The 16,625-nt window shown below is 41.4% G+C and carries 14 protein-coding genes; 9 read left to right on the top strand and 5 right to left on the bottom strand.

From position 1 onward, the window contains the following. The first annotated feature begins 4 nt into the window (after positions 1-4). The 5 genes from ACFG4S_RS25630 to ACFG4S_RS25610 all read left to right on the top strand — a co-directional run bounded on the left by ACFG4S_RS25630 (position 5) and on the right by ACFG4S_RS25610 (position 7,152). Positions 5-913, top strand: a complete 909-nt coding sequence (locus ACFG4S_RS25630; protein ID WP_392531752.1) for a glycosyltransferase family 2 protein — start codon at positions 5-7, stop codon at positions 911-913. 395 nt (positions 914-1,308) lie between these two features. Continuing rightward, positions 1,309-2,022, top strand: a complete 714-nt coding sequence (locus ACFG4S_RS25625) for a DUF502 domain-containing protein (protein ID WP_392531751.1) — start codon at positions 1,309-1,311, stop codon at positions 2,020-2,022. A 123-nt stretch (positions 2,023-2,145) separates the two neighbouring features. Further along, positions 2,146-2,787, top strand: a complete 642-nt coding sequence (nusB, locus tag ACFG4S_RS25620; RefSeq protein WP_392531750.1) for a transcription antitermination factor NusB — start codon at positions 2,146-2,148, stop codon at positions 2,785-2,787. A 214-nt stretch (positions 2,788-3,001) separates the two neighbouring features. Beyond that, positions 3,002-4,630: a signal recognition particle-docking protein FtsY gene (ftsY, locus tag ACFG4S_RS25615; RefSeq protein ID WP_392531749.1), complete on the top strand. Its 1,629-nt coding sequence runs from the start codon at positions 3,002-3,004 to the stop codon at positions 4,628-4,630. Between the two features lie 1,130 nt (positions 4,631-5,760). After that, on the top strand, positions 5,761-7,152 hold the full coding sequence (locus ACFG4S_RS25610) for a PP2C family protein-serine/threonine phosphatase (RefSeq protein ID WP_392531748.1): 1,392 nt from the start codon (positions 5,761-5,763) through the stop codon (positions 7,150-7,152). Positions 7,153-7,221: 69 nt separating this feature from the next. Here ACFG4S_RS25610 and ACFG4S_RS25605 read toward each other — a convergent pair whose 3' ends face one another. Both ACFG4S_RS25605 and ACFG4S_RS25600 read right to left on the bottom strand, forming a co-directional pair. Continuing rightward, entirely contained in the window at positions 7,222-7,500 is a 279-nt protein-coding gene (locus ACFG4S_RS25605; protein ID WP_392531747.1) for a LapA family protein, read from the bottom strand. A gap of 72 nt (positions 7,501-7,572) precedes the next feature. Continuing rightward, complete coding sequence (locus ACFG4S_RS25600) at positions 7,573-9,012, bottom strand: phosphoglucomutase/phosphomannomutase family protein (protein WP_392531746.1); 1,440 nt, start codon at positions 9,010-9,012, stop codon at positions 7,573-7,575. Positions 9,013-9,159: 147 nt separating this feature from the next. On the opposite strand from ACFG4S_RS25600, the gene ACFG4S_RS25595 reads away from it, so the two are divergent. After that, the gene (locus ACFG4S_RS25595) at positions 9,160-10,014 is read left to right on the top strand and encodes a PD-(D/E)XK nuclease family protein (protein WP_392531745.1); all 855 of its coding nucleotides are present in this window, start codon (positions 9,160-9,162) and stop codon (positions 10,012-10,014) included. Positions 10,015-10,050: 36 nt separating this feature from the next. Here the strand turns inward: ACFG4S_RS25595 and ACFG4S_RS25590 are convergent, their stop codons facing one another. Next, positions 10,051-10,953, bottom strand: coding sequence for a peptidoglycan recognition family protein (locus ACFG4S_RS25590; RefSeq protein WP_392531744.1), 903 nt, complete (start codon positions 10,951-10,953; stop codon positions 10,051-10,053). A 378-nt stretch (positions 10,954-11,331) separates the two neighbouring features. Between ACFG4S_RS25590 and ACFG4S_RS25585 the strand changes: the two genes are divergently transcribed. The 3 genes from ACFG4S_RS25585 (at position 11,332) to rpmB (ending at position 14,676) form a co-directional block, all read left to right on the top strand. After that, positions 11,332-11,973: a class I SAM-dependent methyltransferase gene (locus tag ACFG4S_RS25585; RefSeq protein WP_392531743.1), complete on the top strand. Its 642-nt coding sequence runs from the start codon at positions 11,332-11,334 to the stop codon at positions 11,971-11,973. Between the two features lie 332 nt (positions 11,974-12,305). Then, entirely contained in the window at positions 12,306-14,300 is a 1,995-nt protein-coding gene (gene htpG, locus ACFG4S_RS25580; RefSeq protein WP_392531742.1) for a molecular chaperone HtpG, read from the top strand. A gap of 139 nt (positions 14,301-14,439) precedes the next feature. Continuing rightward, the gene (gene rpmB, locus ACFG4S_RS25575) at positions 14,440-14,676 is read left to right on the top strand and encodes a 50S ribosomal protein L28 (RefSeq protein WP_392531741.1); all 237 of its coding nucleotides are present in this window, start codon (positions 14,440-14,442) and stop codon (positions 14,674-14,676) included. Positions 14,677-14,871: 195 nt separating this feature from the next. Here rpmB and ACFG4S_RS25570 read toward each other — a convergent pair whose 3' ends face one another. Then, the gene (locus ACFG4S_RS25570; protein ID WP_392531740.1) at positions 14,872-15,300 is read right to left on the bottom strand and encodes a hypothetical protein; all 429 of its coding nucleotides are present in this window, start codon (positions 15,298-15,300) and stop codon (positions 14,872-14,874) included. Positions 15,301-15,588: 288 nt separating this feature from the next. After that, a complete protein-coding gene (locus ACFG4S_RS25565; protein WP_392531739.1) occupies positions 15,589-16,560 on the bottom strand; it encodes a M48 family metallopeptidase in 972 nt (323 codons plus the stop codon). Positions 16,561-16,625: the final 65 nt, after the last annotated feature.

Below are 16,625 nucleotides of genomic sequence, written 5' to 3'. Positions count from 1 at the left end.
GAGAATGTTCTCAATTTACATACTGACATATAACGAAGAGGTAGATATTGCTGCTTGTATAGAATCGGCGATGCTATCAGATGACATCATTGTTGTAGACTCATGCAGTAGCGATCGCACTGTGGAAATCGCCAATCGCTATCCTATCCGCGTCGTCCAACACCCTTTTGAAAGCCACGGACGCCAACGCACTTGGATGTTAGAGTCTATTCTCCCCAAATACGAATGGGTTTACATTCTCGAAGCCGATGAAAGGATGACACCGGAACTGTTCGCCGAATGCGAAAAGGCAAGTCAGAATCCAAATTACATTGGCTACTATGTGGCTGAACGCGTCATATTTCTGAATCATTGGATTCGTTACAGCACACAATATCCCCGTTACCAAATGCGCTTGTTTCGTCATGGTAAAGTTTGGTTTACTGACTATGGTCATACAGAACGAGAAGTATGTGACGGCGCAACTAGCTTTTTAAAGGAAACATACCCCCACTACACTTGTAGCAAAGGCTTAAGTCGCTGGATTGAAAAACATAACCGTTATTCCACAGATGAAGCTCAAGAAACTCTATATCAGTTAGAACAAGGAAAGGTAAATTGGGGAGATTTATTCTTTGGCAAGTCGGAAGTTGAAAGACGCCGCGCCCTGAAAGATTTGTCTTTGCGTCTACCTGCTAGACCGTTGCTACGCTTTGTATATATGTATTTTCTCTTGGGCGGCTGCTTGGACGGGCACGCCGGTCTTGCTTGGTGTACATTGCAGGCATTTTATGAATACCTAATTTTGCTCAAAGTTTGGGAAATGAAGTACGTACCAAAGCCTAACTTAGATGCAACAGCAACTCTGGAACCGGAAAGTACGCAACAGTTACAGTGCGCGACTTCAGAAACTACACACGCTGATGTTGTCTAAAGTCTCAAGTTGGTGCAATGCGATCGCAGGGATTGGAATTTACAAGCTAATAGTCATTGAAACAGAGGGTAGCACAGATAGCTGTGCTACCCTCGGTCTGTTTGATTTATAATAAATTAATATTTCTACGGGGCTTTTTCAGAAAAGCGCTTTGTGAATATGTGAATAATTTCTCAGATAAAATAATTATTGAGCTTATCTAGTGGTGCTTTCAGAATCATCAGCAGCTTTTAATTGAACGCGGTAGATTAGTAGTAACTAAGAATGTTGTAACAATCCTTTACAAGTCTTATCCAGAAAAGTAACATACTTGAAATGTAAGCAACCGCCATTCGGTTGGTAAATGTCTATGTGTATGCTTGTAGGAAAATAGCTTAAAACAGGAGAATCGAGGCTTGGTAATCGATCGCCTAAAACAGGACTTCAAAAACGACCTGATTGCTGGTTTATTGGTTGTAATTCCCCTAGCAACCACTATCTGGCTCACAATTACCATTGCTACTTGGGTAATTAACTTCCTCACCCAAATCCCCAAACAACTGAATCCCTTTGATGGGTTGCACCCAATACTAGTAAATGTACTGAATCTAATAGTAGGACTGACTGTACCATTACTGAGTATTCTATTGATTGGCTTAATGGCTCGGAATATTGCCGGGCGTTGGTTGCTAGATTTTGGTGAACGGTTATTACAAGCAATTCCTTTAGCTGGTCAGGTATATAAAACCCTCAAGCAGCTTTTAGAAACAATACTAAAAGATTCTAATGGCAAGTTTCGGCGTGTAATTTTGGTAGAGTATCCCCGCCGAGGAATTTGGGCGATCGCTTTTGTCACTGGTGCAATCAGCGGTGATATCCAAGCCCAGATGTCTCGCCCCATGCTGAGTGTTTTTATCCCCACTACCCCAAATCCTACTACTGGATGGTACGCAGCTGTCCCAGAAGATGAGGTGGTGAACCTTTCCATGTCAATTGAAGACGCTTTTAAAATAGTTGTGTCAGGTGGAATTGTTGCCCCTAATACACCTTTGGTTTTCCCCAAAGAGTCTACATTGGAAATGAAACACGACGAGATCAAACATCAAGTTATTCACATGGAAGAAACCTAAACTCTATTTGGCAAAGTCACAAGCAAATGCGTAACCTTGTTGTTGGACTGTGCCAAAATTGATAGACTTATAAGTTTGTCCTGCCTAGTTAATCAATTTTCGTACAATTAACCTTCAATATTTATGCAACCTCGTAAACCCCAGCAAATTGCTCGTGAATTGGCGCTTTTAAGTCTTAGTCAATTGCCAGTCAACCCAAAGAAATTAGATAAATTGCAAGATGAGCAACTAGTCTCAAAGTTAGTGCTAGGTGCAGTACGCACTCTCACCTCAGAAGTGCAAGATACTCTTAATAATGCCGCAGGTGAACTGCAACGCAGTAACGATCGCCTTTTAAGTAGCCAAACTCGCGCCTCCGACCTGAATACAGCTAGAACAATGCTTCAAGAGGCGATCGCATCTACCCAAACAGCAATCAATCAGTTGGGTACCGCTGTTGATTTTCCAGAATTAATTCAGCTAGCTAATCAGGATAAGGGAGTCCGCAATTATGCCAAAGATCTGGTAATTACAGTCAACGAAAATCGACAAATTATAGATGAACTCATATCTAGTGCCTTAGTAGATTGGCAAGTAAACCGCCTCGCCCAAATTGACCGAGATATTCTGCAAATCGCTGTAGCAGAAATGAAATTCTTAGGAGTCCCAGACAGCATTGCCATCAACGAAGCAGTAGAACTAGCTAAACGGTACAGTGGAGACGAAGGTCATCGGTTTATTAACGGTGTTCTGCGCCGAGTTAGTGACCAGCAAAAAAGTGCATAGGTAGATTTATATTTGCTCTCCAAGATGAGGCAGTGGGGGAGATGAGGAGATAAGGAGATAAACAAAACTCCTAACTCTTAACTCAGCACTCAGCAAGGGCTAAACGCCCCGCTATCCATGTACAGCACTCAGTACTCAGCACTCCTAATGCCCAATACCAAAACTTAAATTAAACTCATAACTTATAACTTTCATAACAACTAATACTGCTGCAATGGTTTTTAATTGGTTCCGCCGTCAACATAACGATTCCTCTGATACCCCCTCTGACAAGAAGCAGGAAGAAACTCCTTCTGTACAAGAACCGCAACCAGAGTCAGCCGAAAGTTCATCAGAGTCAACGGCAGACTTATTGGCGTTTGCTAAAGCTGCTTACAAAAATATTCAACAAAAACAACAATCTCAAGTAGTAGAAACTCCGCCTGATTCAGCAGATGTCCTAGTCTTATCAGAATCATCAGAAATCACTGAAACGGCAACTTCTGAAATAGAAATTATCCAAACAGATGTAATTGACGAACCTGTTGTCACAACCCTAGAAACAATACAGCCAGAAATTACCCAAACAGCGACTGAAGAATTTACTGTCAAAGATGAAGAAACTACAGAAGATTCTTCAGTAGCAGCAATTACTATCTCAGAACCAACGGCGAATGAAGTTGAGACAACACCAGTCGAACCACTAGCTACGCCAGAGACAACACAGCCAACATTACCATCGTTTTTAGAACGCGCAGCGGCGGAACGACAAGCAAAGCTCGAGCAACTCATAGCCACAGCTATTGAAGTTCCAGAACCAGAGGTAGTACAGATACCAGAGGAAATCTCCGGACTAGTATTTGATGATGGCTTTGTTTGGTCTGCCGAAGTCTTAGCAGCCCAAGGTAGGCATCCGGAAGACGTTTCTCTTGAAGAAATTACCTGGCTGAAAAAGCTCCGACAAGGGTTAGACAAAACCCGACGTAGCATTCTCAACCAACTCAAAGCGATCGTTGGTCAAGGACCGCTTAACCAAGCTGCTGTGTCAGAAATTGAGGCATTACTCCTACAAGCTGATGTGGGTGTTGAAGCTACAGACTTGATTATCAATGCCCTCCAGAAAAAACTGCTGCAAGAAGTCACTCCACCAGAAGAAGCGATCGCTTACCTGAAAAAAATTCTCCGGGATATGCTGGATGCGCCAAGCAAAACATCCCATCAATCTACTTTTACCCCAGAAAAAGAAACCTTAAATATTTGGTTAATCACTGGGGTGAATGGTGCTGGTAAAACCACCACCATCGGCAAAATTGCTCACCTGGGGCAAAAATCTGGTTATAAATGCTTGATTGGGGCAGCAGACACCTTCCGCGCCGCTGCTGTGGAACAAGTTAAGGTTTGGGGAAGTAGAAGTGGAGTGGAAGTAATTGCTAATCCTGGAAAAAATACAGATCCAGCAGCAGTTGTATTTGATGCGATCGCTGCCGCCCAAGCTCGTCAAACAGAATTACTTCTGGTAGACACTGCTGGACGACTGCAAAACAAGAAAAATTTAATGGACGAACTGAGTAAAATCCGGCGAATTATCGACAAAAAAGCCCCAAATGCAAAAGTAGAATCATTGTTGGTTCTAGATGCCACTTTAGGTCAAAATGGATTGCGGCAAGCTGAAGTTTTTTCCCAAGCGGCTCAACTGAGTGGTGTTGTTTTAACTAAGCTCGATGGTACAGCCAAAGGTGGCGTTGCCCTTGCTGTTGTCCAGCAACTAGGCTTACCTATTCGGTTTATTGGTGCAGGTGAAGGAATTGAAGACCTACGACCCTTTTCTAGCTACGAGTTTGTAGAAGCGCTCTTGAGTGGGTGAAGAAGGAAGCCAGAAGGCAGAAGGTTGCAATCAGTGTAGGTCTGAAGCGTAACTGATTCCAGGACACCAAATCAGAGATTTTGAGTGGAGCTTAAACCCCTACTTTGCAATGATTTCTGGCAGAAGGCAGATAGCGCAGCCTAAAGCCTTCTCTACAAGAGGTTATGCCAATACTTAGAGCGAGTCTGCATACTTCTTTGGAGAAGCAAGCTACGCGCAGTGTCTCGTAGAGAGCATCAGGCAGTATTCCTTCTGCCTTGCTTGCTAATACTGCCACCGTTACCGTAGCCGGTCATCAGCATCAGAACTTCGGGAGAAGCTCCCATACCATTTCACGAAATTATTGATACAAATAAATCACTATTCTTGCTCCCCCTGCCTCCTCTGCAAGAATCTCTATCAATCTGAAAGTGAAACGGTATTATACGGAGATGGGAACAATTTTAAACTCCACAAAGTTGCCTACCTGTACTGGTTAAAAAAACTGGGGTTAAAAATTTTGCTTGACAAATTGATAAATTTAGGGATAACTGAATCTGGTATCATCACTTGAATTAACTAGAAAACAAAATACTGGAAACAGCTTAAGTCCAAAAATCATGGATTAGTGTAAGTAAAATGCTTCAACACTCCCCAGTGTATTCTCGGTTCCTACTTCCGAAAGTATCTATAAATATTTTCTGTAGGAAATCTAGAAATTTTAAGCGTTTGGTCATTAGTCACTGGTCTAAATAAATGACCAAGGACAACTGATAAAAAACAAAGGACATGTTACTTCTGGTCAAACACTTACTCCAAAGGCCTGATAAATTATTCTTTTATGAAAGTATTTTTATGACTTTAGAGATATGCTTTGAGAATTAAGTTAGGAAAAAACGAAAAATTTTCGGAAATATCACTCAGACTAGTGATTTTAACAGGTTGGATTTGGATTAAAAATACATGATTTGAAGTTACTAATATTCAATTGGGAATGAAATAAGCAAATAAAATACTCATAAAAGTTACCTGTTACGTCTTTATACTCTTGCTAAAGTGACAACTCTTGTCTAAATATGGTTTAGCAATGCCAAGACTAAAAGATTTATAACTAATCTCAAACCTACCAATATTAAAGTGTAATAGTACCTGTGCCTGTGTCTCAACTGCCCTCTCAACCCACTGACAACAATAGTAGTACCACGACTGATGTCACGCCAGTCGTGGCACTAAAAGAACTCGTAGCAAGGTTGCACCGGGAACAGAACAAAATTCAAGATTTACTAAGTTCTTTAGGATTCGCCCTCAGAAGTTTCAATAATTTGAATCAGTTTTTGGAGCTAATCCCGCTGATGGCAACAAGAGTAACAGATGCGGATGGCAGTGCCCTATTTCTCTACAAACCCAATGGTCAAGTCAGGTTAGAGCAACTACATTGGCAAGATAGTCGCCAGCGTAAGGATATCCGCAAAGCGCTAGAAATAGCTAGCAGTCAAATTACACTTATGCCCAATAGTGCCCCTCTCGCAAATGCTACGGGGATTTTGGATGACCAAATGCATCGCTATTTGGGACCAGATGTGCAAATCTTTGGTACGGCAATTTTGGTCAAGCATACAGAACGGGGTTGGCTATATGTTTTGAGCCGCGATCCTGAATATAGTTGGACAGAAACTAGGCAAAAGTTAGTTAGGTTAGTGGCAGACCAAACAGCAGTCGCCATCGAAAATGATGAACTAGCTGTAGAACTGAGAAAAAAAGAACGTTTAGATCAAGAACTAGAAATTGGCGCAGAAATTCAACGGCGACTCCTACCACGCCAATGCCCTATAATACCTGGTGCGGTACTTGCTGCACGCTGTAAACCAGCCAATAGGGTAGGTGGAGACTATTACGATTTTATCGCCACCAATAACAATCAGATTCAGCTAAACACTAAAAGCAGTGCGGGAAGTGGCCGCTGGGGTTTGGTGATTGGAGATGTGATGGGCAAAGGTGTTCCTGCTGGGCTGATTATGACAATGATGCGAGGAATGCTAAGGGGAGAAGTCTTACACGGTAATTCTCCAGCCGGAATTCTGCAAAACTTAAATCGAGTTATGTATGCAGATTTGGAAAATTCCCATCGTTTTGTGACGTTATTTTACTCAGAATATAATCCCTATAACCGCATTTTGTCTTATAGCAATGCAGCACATAATCCTCCTTTGTGGTGGCACGCAGCTACAAAAACTGTCAGCCGTTTAGATACTTTAGGAATGCTAATCGGTTTGGATGCTAACAGTCAATATGAAGATGCCCAGGTACAATTAGAATCTGGGGATACAATTATTTACTATACAGATGGTTTGACTGATGCTGCTGCTGCTAGCGGCGATCGCTTCGACGAAGAAAACTTTATAGCTGACTTCAATACAGCTTGTAAGTACTGCAATGGCCCACAAGAAATAGTCGATTATTTATTTGACCAAGTTCAGCAATTTATCGGTGCTGATAAGCAAAATACTGATGATATGACACTAGTTGTTCTGCAAATTCTCTAGTTATTTATCATTGGCCATTTGCAAATGAATACTCCCTTATAGCCATCTTTGAAAAAAGCTATTCAACCCTCAAAAATCTTCATCATCGACAAAAAATTCGGCATCGTCTTCCAATCGAGAATTACTCTGCCCAGAACCAGCTAAGCCCCAAAGGGGTTGCAGCAGTGCCATACCAATTAACCCTAGACAAGCACTAAAAGCTAAAACTAAACCTGCTGGTATTTGTATTGATTGGAATGTTAAGAATTTTAACGATACTGGTGTGGCATTTTGAACTGAAATAATGGCGATCGCCACTACCCAAAGAGCTACAACTAAAGTTGTCAAAAAAGGAGCTAAGGTTTTCATATTTTGGTAAAACTTAGAAGTTAGGAGTTAAAAGTTAAGAATTATTAACTTTTAGCTCCTAACTCTGACTAATTAAACTGCTAGCATCTCTAGCTTAGCAATGGCACTCTCTAACTCTTGGGCAATTTTGGTAAGTTTTTCCGGAGTGTTGGTTTCTAGGTAGACACGCACCAAGGGTTCTGTACCGGAAGGACGCAGTAACACCCAGCTACCTTCTTCTAAATACAGCTTAATGCCATCTTTACGCCCGACTTCCTTGACTTTAATTCCTGCTACCTCTGTGGGTGGATTTTTGGTGAAGGAGTCGATAACAGCGGTTTTGTGAGACTCTGTGAGGTGCAAGTCTATGCGGTTGTTGTAAAGCGGACCATCAGCTTCGGCGATCGCTTCTGCCACTAGCTGACTCAGAGGTTTACCTGCGTAGGCGATCGCTTCTGCCACTAGCATATCGGCTAAAATCCCGTCTTTCTCGGGAATATGCCCAATTATACTTAATCCGCCTGATTCTTCTCCACCAATCAGTACGGTAGTTTCCCGCATTTTTTCACCAATGTATTTAAAACCCACTGGTGTTTCATAAATTTGCAACCCATTTTTAGCCGCGAAATTATCCAGGAGGTGGGTTGTAGCTACAGTACGAACTATGGCGCCAGTTTTATCTTTATTTTTAATTAAATGACGTGCTAGAACTAACAACACAGTATTGGGAGTGAGGACGGTTCCTTGTTCATCAACAATACCAAAGCGATCGCTATCTCCATCCGTCGCCAAACCCAAATCAGCGCGATCGCGGACGACTGCTTCCACTAACTCAACTAATTGTTCTCCTTTTGGTTCTGGCATCCCACCGCCAAATAATACATCTCTCCAGTCGTGGAAACTTTCTAACTCAACGCCACTATGTTGCAAAACTTCATCTAAATAACCGCGAGAGGTAGAATATAAAGCATCATATTTTATCTTTAAATTAGCACTTCTAATTCGTTGTATATCAAGCAGCGTATAGATAAATTGCAAGTAATCTAGTTTCGGATCGAAAATAGAAATTAAATCACGTCGGCTATTGCTCGGGATTTCATCCGATGAACTTTCTATATTTGCCACAATAGTATCAGTAATCTCTGGAGTGGCAGGTCCAGCATAATCAGGGATATATTTAATTCCACAGTATCGTGCTGGATTATGGCTAGCAGTAAACATCAACGCTCCTGCGGAATTTAGGTAACGGGCGTTGTAGGCAATTACTGGTGTAGGGCAATCCCGATCGGTAATTCTCACAGTCCAACCTAAGTCTGCCAGAACTTGGGCGGCTGTTCGGGCAAACTGGTCAGCTAAAAACCTAGTATCGTAGGCAATAAGTACTGGTCTGTCTTTTGTGTAGGCTGTTTCCAGGTAACTGGCGATCGCCCTTGTAACTTTCCGTACATTGGGGAAAGTAAAGTCATCGGCAATAACGCCTCGCCATCCATCAGTACCAAATTTTATTTTGCTGGAATTGCTACTAGCGCTCATTTTTGCCACTTGCTCCCGTACATTATCAGTACTATTAAAAGCTTCCCGCAAAGCGTGTGTAGCAGCAAGTATCCTCCGAAGCTCTGTTCGGTGGAAACTGACGAACTAAGTTCTTCCCACCGTACTTTCTCTCACTGTTTCTGAGCAATGTCAACCCCCGATCGACCTTTTGCCAGTTATCACCTTTGGTCTTTAGTTGCCCCGGCGTTAGGGCAAGAGCGCTGGCATTGCCAGATGAGACGGGGGTTTATCAAAGCGCGGCAACACGAATCACAAGTCAAAGCATTGTTAGCGAAAGCCACTGCACCCCAACGGATTGGAATACTTGCCCAAAAAGGTGTTTATGAGTTTCATAATCACAGACATCTTTTAAAGCAATCAGATGGGGTAGAAAAAGTTGCACAGCTACTGAAATTAGGCAACTCAAGCGAGCAAGTCCGGCAACGCGTGCTGGAAATTTTGAAAAAATATCATGACGATCCGTTGCTTTTGGATAAAAATATTATCCAATTAACACCGGGGGATGAAGGCTTTCCGAAACCGATTGTCATTGAACAAGAGGATTATTGCTTTCGGTTGTATGCGGCGATGGACTGCGTTTTCATTGAGAGCGATCGCACTTTACATATTTTAGATTTCAAAACTGGTAAATCTGCTTTTGACCGACGACAGGCTTTAGTATATTTGCTAGCTGCTCGTTATCTTTACCCTGGAAGGGAAGCTGTCGCATCATTTTATAATCTAGAAATTTGTAAAAAATCTGAATTAATTAGCATTAACAACAGTGAATTAGAATCTTTAAAATTTGAGTTAGCTAATATTGCCCACCAGCACCAGCAAGATTTACAAAAATATCAGGAAGAAACTAGTAATTTTAGTAAAATATTTCCTCCTAATCCTGGCTCTCACTGTCGCTTTTGCCCATTTAATTCCATCTGTGATTTTGCCGATTTTAAGCAGCATCAATCATATCCACTACCCAGTTTACGAGTGAATAGCTAACTGAAAGACCAAAAATAATCTAAATGATTTGCTAAATTATCTCTGTGTCCTATAAATTGGTCTGACCTGACGGTAGATATTTAATAAGTCCAGAAACTTGTTCCCATCAAAATTTATTGGATCAACTTTTTTACCAGAACGATCTACTTGTTTGTGGGTAGTAATGCGATAGTCAGGAACTTGACTTTGAGCAATTAACCAAGCAAGAGAATGATATTGAGGTTCTGTGTAACCGCTATGAGTTGCTTGGCTGTCACTGTTATAACTATCTGCTGGTGTTTCTAAAGAAACATGATAAGCAAAATTATTCACAGATGGAGGCAAATTTGGATTAGTCTGTACAGTTTCCAACCCATCAGGACTATCAAATACTGAGTGAGCTGCACCAAAAGCTCGCTTTTCTGGCGGTACTAGATAAACTACCGTTCCATCTAGTTTGATTAAAGCATGATAACTTGCTTGGACACTTTCATCTTTATGAGCTACTTGAAAAAAGTTAATCGCGCTAGAAGCAGAATAACCAGTTTCATGGAGAACGACTATTGGTTGGTTGTTGACAGGTCTACCATTAACGTCTGTGGTATATCGTTCTCCATAGTTACTTGGATCAATTGAGACAACTTGATAATGAGGTCTGTAACGTGCAAAAGCTTGAGTGGTAACGTACCTTGATACAGGCTGAGGCTGATGCGTCTTGACTGGTGACTTAACAACAACTTGAGGTTTTTTTTCTGGGTATTTAGCTGATTGGAATTGCGCTTGTGGATATTGAGTCCAGGGTGTAACCTCAGCTTTTGATGTATTAGATGTATTGAATGTATTAAATGTAGTTGTATTATTTTGTAATTGTGTCCCTCGTCCAATTAGCAGCACTATAATTAGAGCGGCGAACATCAGCGAAATGAACATTACTCTAGTCGCCCAGTCTGTAAACCTCATTTTTTTATACTCGTAAAACGGTAGATATAACTTATAAGTAGAAGGCAGACGCTTCTACCGCCTATGGTATCCAAAGAAGAATCGTTATGATACCTTAATTTTAGTGAAAAATACGTTACTAGTATATCTAATGCTAAGTAATTGTTTGAGACAGTTTCTCTGTCTGTTGTTGAAAAAATCTCAGCGGAGTATAAGACACTATAAGTTTGGAATGATGCTGTACTTTCTGGGCTAACATACCTAGGTGTATTTCAAAAATCAAATACTAGCGCTACACGATCAAAATGATAGTGCTGTTATTTTCACTATTTTTCGGGGAATCCTGTAGTTGTATACCCGCTACATTTGTCACTCGATCAAATTAAGTAGGCATTGTTTATGCAACTCATCACATCCTTAGATATTAGGAACTCAGAATATTTATCAAAAAATCGGCTTATTAGTTACCACCACCAGCTGCGTCTAATTTTTGCGCTGGGTAATCAGGTAAAAAATGTTTTGGAAATTGGGATTTTTAATTCGCTCTTAACAGATTTGTTAAAGAATAATGGATACAACGTCAGCACGGCTGATGTTGACCCCAATCTGAAGCCAGATATGCTTTTGGATCTCACCACGGATTTTTCTTTGCCAAAAGATAAATTTGATGCGATCGTCCTGTTTCAAGTGCTAGAACACTTCCCTTACGAACAGTCAGAACAAGCATTAAAAAAACTTGCCATTGCAACAAACAAATTTTTGGTGATTTCGATTCCTTATTGCACCCAGTACTTGTCATTGCAAATCAAAACTTCCTTCTCCGGTAGACCAAGGCATTTATTACTTAATGTGCCAAAATTCTGGAGTACAACGCCAGTATGTGATGAGCATTATTGGGAAATGGGTCTGAAAAAATATCCTAAAGAGCGGATTTTAAATTCCGTTGCCAATGCTGGGTTAAGTGTCAAACAAGAATTTATCGATCCTACTTATCCATACCACTATTTTTTGGTGTTAGAAAAAAATCATAAAAATACTTAGGCAGTAGTCTCTGGGGAGTGGATAGAGACGGGATTAAGGTGTCTCTACTGAGTGGGTGAGATGTGGTTCGACAACTCTTGGAGACGCTACGCGTAGCTTGCTTCCACGAAGTGCTACACTCACCAACCGGGAGATGAGGGAGTAGGGAAATCCGAATCATCAAATGGGGGCAAACAATGATCGAAAAAGAAGCGATCGCCTAAGCTATGCTTTTAAAATCCTAATTGGTATCATGCTCTCCTATGTTCTCCGGGTTTATCCCTGAAAGCACAGGTCTGGGCTATATCAGCTACTACGATCATTTCAGATACTAACATCAAAGATTACCAATCATGTTAGAACAAGGCACTATCAGTATTCATACTGAGAATATTTTCCCGATCATTAAGAAGTCGCTCTACTCAGATCACCAAATCTTTTTGCGGGAACTGGTATCCAACGCTGTAGACGCCATCCAAAAGCTGAAAATGGTATCCCGCGCCGGAGATTACGCTGGAGAAATAGGCGAACCAGAAATTGAAATTGCCATTGACAAAGATAAGAAGACCCTATCTATTTCCGATAACGGTATCGGGATGAGCGCCGAAGAAGTTAAGAAATATATCAATCAGGTTGCCTTCTCTAGTGCTGAAGAATTTATTCACAAGTATCAAGGCAAATCAGATCAACCGATTATCGGTCATTTTGGTCTTGGCTTCTACTCTTCCTTCATGGTGGCGCAGAAGGTAGAGATTGATACGCTATCGTACCAAGAAGGGACACAGGCGGTTCACTGGACTTGTGATGGTTCCCCAGCCTTCACCCTAGAAGAGTCATCCCGAACAACTCGTGGTACAACTATTACTCTGACGCTGCAAGGAGAAGAAGAAGAATTTCTCGAAGCAGCACGGATTAAGAATCTTGTCAAGACTTACTGCGACTTCATGCCAGTACCGATTAAGCTGGATGGTGAAGTATTAAATAGGCAAAAAGCACCGTGGCGAGAGTCTCCGAGTAATCTCACTCAAGAAGATTATTTAGAGTTTTACCGCTACCTGTATCCTTTTCAAGAAGAGCCACTGTTGTGGGTACATCTAAATACTGACTATCCCTTTATCATCAACGGGATTTTGTATTTTCCCAAAATGAGGCCGGATGTCGATGTTACCAAAGGACAAATCAAGCTATTCTGCAATCAAGTTTTTGTTAGCGACAACTGCGAAGAAATTATCCCGCAATTTTTGATGCCGATGCGCGGTGTGATTGATAGTGCTGATATTCCTTTGAATGTATCGCGTAGTGCATTGCAAGGCGATCGCACCGTGAAACGCATTGGTGACTACATTGCCAAAAAAGTAGGCGATCGCCTCAAAGAGCTTTTCCGCGACAACCGCGAACAATACACTGGTGTTTGGAAAGACCTCGGTACTTTTGTCAAATTTGGCGCTCTCAACGATGAAAAATTCAAAAAACAAATCGAAGATATCATCATTTTCCGTAGCACCGCCAAGCTGACAGAAAAACCTGCTGCCGAAACTCCAGCCGTTGAGGTACAGTCTGCTGAAGGAGATGCTTGGCAAGATGTCACTCCTGCTTCAGCCAGTTCTGAAAATTCAGCACCCACTAGTCCCTATACGACGCTGAAAGAATACTTAGAACGTAACAAAGAACGCAACGAAAATCGGGTGTTCTACAGCACTGATGAAGCAACCCAAGCTACATACATAGAACTGCACAAAAATCAAGGCTTGGAAGTCCTATTTATGGACTCCTTCATTGATACGCACTTCATTAACTTCTTAGAGCGGGAATATCAGGATGTCAAGTTTACGCGGGTAGACTCCGATTTAGATAATACCCTGCTCGAACAAGACAAAGCGACGGAAATTGTCGATCCCAAGACGAATAAAACTCGGAGTGAGACGATCAAAGAGTTATTTGAGAAATCCCTCAACAAACCGAAACTCAACATCCGTACCGAAGCTTTGAAATCAGACGATCCTCAAGGAACACCACCTGCGATCGTACTTTTACCAGAGATTCTGCGGCGGATGCGGGAAATGAACGCCATGATGATGCAGCAGCAGACAGTAGAGTTTCCCGAAGATCACATTTTGGTAGTGAATACTGCCCATCCACTGATTCAAAATCTGGCGAATCTTAACCAGGGTAGTATCATTCAAGGTGATGGTCAATCGTCTACAGATCAGTTAGTGAACTTGATTTGCCAACACGTCTACGATTTAGCCCTGATGTCTCAGAAAGGATTTGACGCTGATGGGATGAAATCGTTTGTAGAGCGATCGAATGAAGTACTTACCAAATTGACGGAACAAGCTGGTAAATAGTGCTGAGTTAGGAGTTGGGAGTTAGGAGTTTTGTTTATCTTCTTGTCGCCCGCCCCTTTGCCCCTTATCTCCCCACTTCTGCTGCCTAAGTCCTAAAATGGAAAGGCTGTATTAAAATAAGAAACTGGAAATAATTCCTATGTCCCGTCGCTGTGAACTAACTGGTAAGAAGGCAAATAACGCTTTTGCGGTTTCCCACTCTCACCGCCGTACTAAACGCCTTCAGCACGCTAATCTGCAAGTCAAGCGTGTTTGGTGGGAAAGTGGAAATCGCTGGGTTAAATTAAAGCTGTGTACTAAAGCAATCAAATCCCTAGAAACCAAAGGGTTGGAAGCAATGGCCAAAGAAGCTGGTATTAACCTGAATCATTACTAAATCAGGTGTATTTCTAAACTGAGACTTTCAGAACGTCTATTAGCTAGGTAACGCACTATTCCAATTCTGAAAATCAAAAGACTAAAGATTCCCGATTTCCATTTAAGAAATCGGGAATCTTGTTGTTAATATTTATATTTTTGGATGAAACACCAAAAATCTTCCAACCTAATCCCTTTACTTGAGAAAAAATTGTTATTTATACTCTGTTTTTAGCGAATACCGAGATAAAATAGCCTTTATCTTCAAGTTACTAACTTTCAGTATCGCCTCTACTAATTCTTGCTGTTCTGGTAGCAAATTCAGTGTTTTTATACCTTGATTAATATCGTTACCAGCGCGGAGATTGTGAGTAAGTCGAGCGCGTTGCCATGAGTTTAACACCGCCTGGATTTCCTTATTTCTTCTCTGACGCACACCTTGGAGTTGTTGGCTTTGTAAAGGAGTCAAGTTATTCTCTGAAAATGAGATCGAGTCGCTCGTGGGTTTTACAGCTTGGGCAACAATGATACTAGAAGTAATATTGAGTTGAACGGGTGCAGCTAAAGCAATTCCCGGCATGAAGAGAACAAGGGCAAGAATATTAATTAACACAAAAAGCCGTTTTGTCAAGTGAATTGCCATATTAATAAATGCCTACATCTAAATTTAATGCTCAGATATAGTTAAACAATTTTCAAGTCTTAACTTTTAAATCTTGGATTGCTGGTAGTCTGACATAGACCCGACGCTGCTCTCGAGTACAGCGTGGGGTATTCCAACCTCTTTGTTATCACTTATGACCATTACGCCTGATGTGAATTAAAAACGCCTCTTTCCTCATAAGGGTTTCAAGACTTGTTAAAAATCCTATTTTTGGAACGATAGACGAAATTAGCAGGATTTCCACACTCAATTCACATTAGACGTAAATTATGAATTACTATCAGTTCTTCTCATTCTGTTAATTTCCCGTTGTAATTCTTCAACTTGACGGCGCAAAGCTTCTGCTTCATTTTCAGAAGATTCTGCTGAAACATTTACGGCTCCAGAAGCAGGCGATCGCTGATAATTTCCTTGGCGAATTTGTTGATATTCTTCCGATACTGCCCACGCACGTAAGTAATGTAAGCGTTCCACTGGGAAAGGATGGCTCAAGATCATACCCTGACCGCCATTGTAGATTAAGAATTTATAGATCTGATTTAGTCCATCCTCATCAAGTGCCTGATAATTTTCTGACTGCTTGATAAATTCTTGTAAACTACATTCATTGGCATATTTCTTGCTACCTCCAGAGAGTTTCATCATCGTTGACATCACGGGATTTAAGTCATCCATCACTAATAATGCAGCCCGATCTGACGATAACTCAGCTTTACGCCGCCACTCGAAAAAGGCGAAAATCAAACCTTGAGTGACAATATTACCAATGCCAAAGGTTAATTCTCCTAAGACAGAAGCAGCACTCATCACCCATATCGCCATTTGAATTAAAATAGTATGACCACATTTAATATGCCCCAGTTCATGCGCTAGCACCGCCCGAATCTCGGCTTCGTCTAGTAACTCTAGTATCCCTGTATTTATGACTATGTAAGGATTCTCTTGCCCTAAAGCATAGGCATTTGCTTCGGGATTTTGCGAGACAAACAGTGCTGGTTCTGGGTAAATATCCAAATCCCGGACGCATTCGCGAAACATCTGGTAAATAGTGGAATATTGACGCGGCCCGACTTGGATGGTGTTACCCATTAGATAGACTAACTGAGGGCGTTCGTAGATAAATTCCACAAATTTACGAGCGATTAAATCAAATCCCGGTAAATTTCGTAAAGCTTGCTCGGCTTGGCGATCTAGTGGATGCCTGAAGGCTTCGCTGGAAATTCCTGTGTAAGTTGGCATAATTCAGGGTAGTTGGTGATTAGTCATTAGTCATTAGTCATTGGTCATTGGTCATTAGTTTTGGA

This window comes from Nostoc sp. C117, from assembly GCF_043099735.1.
In the GTDB taxonomy this organism is placed as follows: domain Bacteria; phylum Cyanobacteriota; class Cyanobacteriia; order Cyanobacteriales; family Nostocaceae; genus Nostoc.
Note: the sequence above shows the minus strand (reverse complement) of the source record. Positions and strands in the feature narration are given on the sequence as shown.

Excerpts from the sequence above, each read along its gene's own strand:
- ACFG4S_RS25630 (WP_392531752.1), top strand. The coding sequence starts at position 5 with ATGTTCTCAATTTACATACTGACATATAACGAAGAGGTAGATATTGCT.
- nusB (WP_392531750.1), top strand. The coding sequence starts at position 2,146 with ATGCAACCTCGTAAACCCCAGCAAATTGCTCGTGAATTGGCGCTTTTA.
- ftsY (WP_392531749.1), top strand. The coding sequence starts at position 3,002 with ATGGTTTTTAATTGGTTCCGCCGTCAACATAACGATTCCTCTGATACC.
- ACFG4S_RS25605 (WP_392531747.1), bottom strand. The coding sequence starts at position 7,500 with ATGAAAACCTTAGCTCCTTTTTTGACAACTTTAGTTGTAGCTCTTTGG.
- ACFG4S_RS25600 (WP_392531746.1), bottom strand. The coding sequence starts at position 9,012 with ATGAGCGCTAGTAGCAATTCCAGCAAAATAAAATTTGGTACTGATGGA.
- ACFG4S_RS25595 (WP_392531745.1), top strand. The coding sequence starts at position 9,160 with ATGTCAACCCCCGATCGACCTTTTGCCAGTTATCACCTTTGGTCTTTA.
- ACFG4S_RS25590 (WP_392531744.1), bottom strand. The coding sequence starts at position 10,953 with ATGAGGTTTACAGACTGGGCGACTAGAGTAATGTTCATTTCGCTGATG.
- ACFG4S_RS25585 (WP_392531743.1), top strand. The coding sequence starts at position 11,332 with ATGCAACTCATCACATCCTTAGATATTAGGAACTCAGAATATTTATCA.
- htpG (WP_392531742.1), top strand. The coding sequence starts at position 12,306 with ATGTTAGAACAAGGCACTATCAGTATTCATACTGAGAATATTTTCCCG.
- rpmB (WP_392531741.1), top strand. The coding sequence starts at position 14,440 with ATGTCCCGTCGCTGTGAACTAACTGGTAAGAAGGCAAATAACGCTTTT.
- ACFG4S_RS25570 (WP_392531740.1), bottom strand. The coding sequence starts at position 15,300 with ATGGCAATTCACTTGACAAAACGGCTTTTTGTGTTAATTAATATTCTT.
- ACFG4S_RS25565 (WP_392531739.1), bottom strand. The coding sequence starts at position 16,560 with ATGCCAACTTACACAGGAATTTCCAGCGAAGCCTTCAGGCATCCACTA.